Origin of the sequence: Pelomonas sp. KK5, assembly GCF_001984095.1 — a bacterium.
In the GTDB taxonomy this organism is placed as follows: domain Bacteria; phylum Pseudomonadota; class Gammaproteobacteria; order Burkholderiales; family Burkholderiaceae_C; genus KK5.
In genome coordinates, this window is the sequence record NZ_LYVQ01000322.1 from 1 (window position 1) to 5,387 (window position 5,387).

5 protein-coding genes are annotated in these 5,387 nt (G+C 70.9%); 4 read left to right on the top strand and 1 reads right to left on the bottom strand.

What is annotated here, in order from left to right:
• Window positions 1-98: 98 nt before the first annotated feature.
• On the bottom strand, window positions 99-386 hold the full coding sequence (locus B0W88_RS29295; protein ID WP_077038064.1) for a DUF2277 domain-containing protein: 288 nt from the start codon (window positions 384-386) through the stop codon (window positions 99-101).
• A gap of 40 nt (window positions 387-426) precedes the next feature.
• On the opposite strand from B0W88_RS29295, the gene B0W88_RS29300 reads away from it, so the two are divergent.
• From B0W88_RS29300 to B0W88_RS29315, 4 genes are all read left to right on the top strand, one after another.
• Window positions 427-1,611, top strand: coding sequence for an amino acid aminotransferase (locus B0W88_RS29300; RefSeq protein ID WP_077038065.1), 1,185 nt, complete (start codon window positions 427-429; stop codon window positions 1,609-1,611).
• A 71-nt stretch (window positions 1,612-1,682) separates the two neighbouring features.
• Entirely contained in the window at window positions 1,683-3,023 is a 1,341-nt protein-coding gene (locus B0W88_RS29305) for a D-amino acid dehydrogenase (RefSeq protein WP_077038066.1), read from the top strand.
• Between the two features lie 5 nt (window positions 3,024-3,028).
• Complete coding sequence (locus B0W88_RS29310; protein WP_077038067.1) at window positions 3,029-4,129, top strand: serine hydrolase; 1,101 nt, start codon at window positions 3,029-3,031, stop codon at window positions 4,127-4,129.
• A complete protein-coding gene (locus B0W88_RS29315) occupies window positions 4,126-5,019 on the top strand; it encodes an LD-carboxypeptidase (protein ID WP_077038068.1) in 894 nt (297 codons plus the stop codon). Before B0W88_RS29310 ends, B0W88_RS29315 begins: the two co-directional genes overlap by 4 nt.
• Window positions 5,020-5,387: the final 368 nt, after the last annotated feature.

Genomic DNA, 5,387 nt, shown 5'->3' on the forward strand with positions numbered 1-5,387 from the left:
GGCCGTGGGTGAGCTGCAGGAACGGGTCGTTGAAGTAGTTCTGCTTCGGCGCCTCGTCGGCCAGCGCGGGAGCCAGCGCGAGGACCAGGGCTAACGCCTCAAATCGACGCATCGCCACCACGCCCGAAACGCTCGGCCGAGCGCGCCCGCGCCTTGGCCGCCTCGATCTCGCGATCCTTCGGCTCCGCCGTGGTCACCAGATCGGCGATCAGCACCCGCGCCGAGGCAGCGATCTCGGCCACCGCCCGGTCAAAGGCCGCCTCGTTCGCCTTGGACGGCACCGCGAACCCGCTGAGCTTGCGCACGAACTGCAGCGCCGCGTCGCGGATCTCCAGCTCGGTGGCCGGCGGCTCGAAGTTGAAGAGGGTCTTGATGTTCCTGCACATAATGCGAGTTCCGTCCGCTGTCCTTACGAGTCGTCCAGCCATGTTTGCACACGTCGAAGCCTACCCCGGCGATCCCATCCTGAGCCTCAACGAAGCCTTCGGCAAGGATCCCCGCGCCGGCAAGATCAACCTGTCCATCGGCATCTACTTCGACAACGAGGGCCGCATCCCGATGCTGGACTCGGTGCGCAAGGCCGAGCTGCAGGTCGTCGCCGATGCCGGCGCCCGGCCCTACCTGCCGATGGAAGGCGCGGCCAACTTCCGCAGCGCCGTGCAGGAACTGCTGTTCGGCAAGAACCATGCGGCGAAAGACCGCACCGTCACCATCCAGAGCGTGGGCTCCAGCGGCGGCCTGAAGGTCGGCGCCGACTTCATCAAGCGCTACTTCCCGAGCAGCGCCATCTACGTGAGCGACCCGACCTGGGACAACCACAAGGCTGTCTTCGAAGGCTCGGGCATCGAGGTCAAGACCTATCCGTACTACGACCCGGCCACCGGCGGCGTGCGCTTCGCCGACATGCTGGACGCCATCTCCAAGCTGCCCGCCAAGAGCGTCGTGCTGCTGCACGCCTGCTGCCACAACCCCACCGGTGTTGACTTGACGCAGGACCAGTGGAAGCAGCTGATCCCCGTCCTTCGTGACCGCGAGCTGATCCCCTTCCTGGACCTGGCCTACCAGGGCTACGGCGACAGCATCGAGGAAGACGCCTTCGCGATCCGCGCGATGGCCGACGCGGGCCTCTCCTTCTTCGTCGCCAACAGCTTCTCCAAGAGCATGAGCCTCTATGGCGAGCGCTGCGGCGCGCTGAGCGTGGTCTGCCCCGACGCCGCCCAGGCTGCCAACGTGCTGGGCCAGCTGAAGTTCACGATCCGCCGCAACTACTCCAATCCGCCGCTGCACGGCGGCCAGCTGGTGGCCAAGGTGCTCAGCGACCCCGCGCTGCGCGCGCAGTGGGAGGGCGAGGTCACCGAGATGCGCAGCCGCATCCAGCAGATGCGCAAGAGCCTGCACGAGGTGCTCAGCGCCAAGCTGCCGGGCCGCAACTTCGACTACTTCCTGACCCAGCGCGGCATGTTCAGCTACACCGGCCTCAGCGCCGCGCAGGTGGACCGGCTGAAGGACGAGTTCGCGGTGTACCTGGTGCGCTCGGGCCGCATGTGCGTGGCCGGCCTGAACACCGGCAATGTCGAGGCGACCGCCAAGGCGATGGCCGCGGTCCTGTAAGCAGGCCCTCCGCACTCAGGGAAAGCCCGGCATGCCCGGGCTTTTTTACGTCCGCTTCATCACTGCCGGTTATGGCTGCCGCGCCCGCTTTCATTGGCAGCGGCTGCTCATCGTCTTTACCCTGCCGGGCAGTAGAGAGCCGGAGTCCGATGAAGCATTGTGTGGTGATTGGGGGAGGGGTGGTCGGCCTGACGACCGCCTGGGCCCTGGCCGAGCGTGGCATGCAGGTCACGCTGGTGGAGCGGGCGGGCGCGGTGGGCACCGGCGCCAGCCGGGCCAATGGCGGGCAGCTCAGCTACCGTTATGTCTCGCCGCTGGCCGATGAAGGCGTGCCCTTGAAGGCGATCCGCTGGCTGCTCGATCCGGACGGCCCCTTGCGCTTCAAGCCCGAGTTCGACAGCCACCAGTGGTCGTGGATGTTCGCCTTCCTGCGCGCCTGCCGGCGCCAGGTGAACCGCCGCTCGACCGCCCGGCTGCTGGAGCTCGGCGCGCACAGCCAGGCCTCGTTCGTCGCGCTGTGCCGCAGCGCGGCGCTGGCGGCCGAGGACATCGAGCTGCGCAGCCCCGGCAAGCTGGTCGTCTACCGCAAGGCGGGCGAGTTCGAGCGCATCGCGGCCAAGCTGCGCAGCGTCGCCAACGGCGGCCCGGAGCAGGCGCTGTCGCACGACGAATGCGTGGCGCTGGAGCCGGCGCTGTCGTCCACCGAGGCCACGCTGGCCGGCGGCATCTTCACCCAGGGCGAGGCGGTGGCCGACTGCTACCGGCTCTGCGTGCTGCTGGCCGACCGGCTGCAGCGCCACGGCAATCTCCGCGGCTTCGTGCAGGCCGACGCGCTGGGCTTCGTGTCAGGGAAGGGCGGCGCCGCCGTCGCGCTGAAGACCTCCGAAGGCGAGATCGCCGCCGACGAGTTCATCGTCGCCGCCGGCCTGCAGAGCCGCGCGCTGATGCTCGGCACCGGCCTGTCGCTGCCGCTGTATCCGCTCAAGGGCTACAGCCTCACCGCGCCGATCGGCGCCGGGCACCAGCCGCCGGTGGTCAGCGTCACCGACTTCGAGAAGAAGATCGTCTACGCCCGCATCGGCAGCGAGCTGCGCGTGGCGGCGATGGTGGACATGGTCGGCGAGGACACGAGCATCGACCCGCATCGCATCGCCTCGCTGCAGCGCGCGGTGCGCGCCACCTTCCCGCTGGCCGCCGACTACGACCGCGCCGAGCCCTGGGCAGGCCTGCGCCCGGCCACGCCCACCGGCGCGCCGATCCTCGGCGCTGCGAAGACGATGAAGAACCTGTGGCTCAACGTCGGCCATGGCGCTCTGGGCTTCACCTTCTCCTTCGGCTGCGCGGACATCGTGGCCGAGCTGGTGGCCGGCCGCGCCAGCCCCCTGCAGCTGGACGGCCTGCAGCTGGCCTGATCATCATGAGCAACGCGGATCTCGGCCTGGCCCTGCTGGCGGCCGTGCGCGCCCAGCGCTTCGAGCTGAGCGCGGACGCGCTGCAGGGCTACGGCCCGGTGGGCGAGCACCCGAGCATCGACCTGGCCGTGGCCGCCTTCCGCCCGGGCGGCGCGCCCCCGCTGTTCGCCAACGTGCTGTTCTCGCGCGAGCATCCGCAGGGCCTGCTGGCCGACATCGGCGACGAGGCCGGGTCAGTGCGGAACATCCGTTATGTGGCCGACGTCCGCAACGCCGCTGGCGATTCGCTCGCCTGGCTGCCCGGCGCCGACTGGAACACGATCGACTTCCCGCCGCTGGCCGGCACCGGCCCCTACCGCTTCGTCGCCCCCTATCCGGCCTCGCTGCTGAAGCTGATGGTGCTGGTGGCCGTGGCCCGCCTGGTGGACCAGGGCCGCAGCAGCTGGACCGCGCCGCTGGCCCACGACTGGCGGCTGCGCCCGGTCGGCGACTGGGCCTTCGACATGATGGTGGTCAGCTGCAACGAAGCCACCTCGGCGCTGGTGAGCCTGCTGCATGCCAAGGGCGCCGTGGCCGGCGACGAGATCCACCTGCTGTTCGCGGCGCTGGGCTTGACGACGCTGCGCTTCGAGAACACCCGGCCCGACGGCGGCTGGCGCAATGCCGACGGCGCCGGCGTCGGGCAGATCCAGATGAGCGCCTGGGATGCGCTGCGCCTGCTGTGGCTGATCGACCCCGAGGCGCCTCCGGCGCCCTGGCTGCCGGCCGCGGCACCGGCCCTGCTGGGCGCCAGCCGCGCCCACGTGCTGCACTGCCTGCGCAGCCAGCGCCTGCACCATGTGCTGTCCAGCTGCTCGCTGCTGGGCGTGCCCGGCTGGGTGGAGGGCATCCCGGCCGAGGTCGAGTTCGCCCACAAGACCGGCAACACCGAGAACTACGCCTCCGACGCTGGCATCGCCCGCGGCCCGGGCCGCCACTACCTGGTCGCGCTGACCAGCAGCCTGGGCAGCCGCTACGCGCCGGACGCCGGCTGCGTCACCACCTGGCGCCTGCCGGCGCTGGGCGCGGCCATCGACGCCCTGATGGCAGACTTGCCCGCACGATGAAGATCATCACGCCCTTGAAGCCCGGCGCCACGCTGGGCATCGTCGCCCCCGCCGGCCCGCCCAAGCCCGGCCAGCTGGAGCGCGTGCCCGCGCTGATCGAGGCCCAGGGCTTCAGGGCCAAGGTCTTCCCCGGCTGTGCGGGCCCGGCCCATCTCGACTACCTCGCCGCCAGCGACGAACAGCGCCTCGCCGACCTGCACGCCGCCTTCGCCGACCCGGAAGTCGACGCGCTGCTGTGCCTGCGCGGCGGCTACGGCTGCCACCGGCTGCTGCATCGGCTGGACACCGCGCTGATCCGCCGGCACCCGAAGCTGCTGATCGGCTACAGCGACATCACCGCGCTGCACGGCGTGCTCGACACGCTGGGCCTGCCGGCGCTGCATGCGCCGATGCCGACGTCGGACCTGCTGCACCCGCTGGCCGGCCCGGACACCGAGACCCTGTTCGGCTTGCTGAAAAGCGGCATCGGCCGCGGCGACCTGATCGCGCCGGCGAGCGAGCCGCATGAGCTGAGCCGCGGCGACAGCGCCGAAGGCCGCCTGATCGGCGGCAACCTCGCCGTGTTCGCCGCGCTGGCCGGCACACCCTGGCTGCCCGACGCCCGCGGCACGCTCCTGTTCCTCGAGGACATCGGCGAGGAGCCCTACCGCATCGACCGCATGCTGGCCCAGCTGCGCCTGGCCGGCGTGCTCGACGCGGCGGCCGGCTTCCTCGTCGGCAGCTTCAGCGATGCGGACTACCCCGCCGCTCAACTGACGGATTACCTGAGCGGACTCGGCAAGCCCATCCTCGCCGGCTGGCCCAGCGGCCACTGCCGGCCGAACCAGCCGCTGTCGATGGGGTTGAAGGTGCGGATGGACGTGGCGGCGCGCCGGCTCGAAGTCATATAGAGGGTTCTTCGCCGACCTCCGGAGAGTCCCACGTCACGATGGTCCGCGGAAGGAACTGCTGGCGAGCCCGGCCCTGCGCGCCGCCGGGCTCAACTGCGCCGGCCGGCCTGCGGCCGACTCCCCTCGGTGCTCGTCAGCCGGCTTGCGCCGCGCAACTCTCTCGGCTACGCCTCGTTCGAACAGGCGCGTCGAGTCAGTTCACGAAGCTCGCCTGCGGCTCGCCAAGCCGGCTGCCTGCGCTCTCGGCGGCGCAGATTCGCCCGGCAGCGCGCAGGGCCGGACTCGCTTCCACCGGCCGGCCTTGGCGTCGAGAACACCCGCTGGCGCCAGCAGCGCTGCGGCCTGGGCGGCTGCGGGGCGACTTCGGT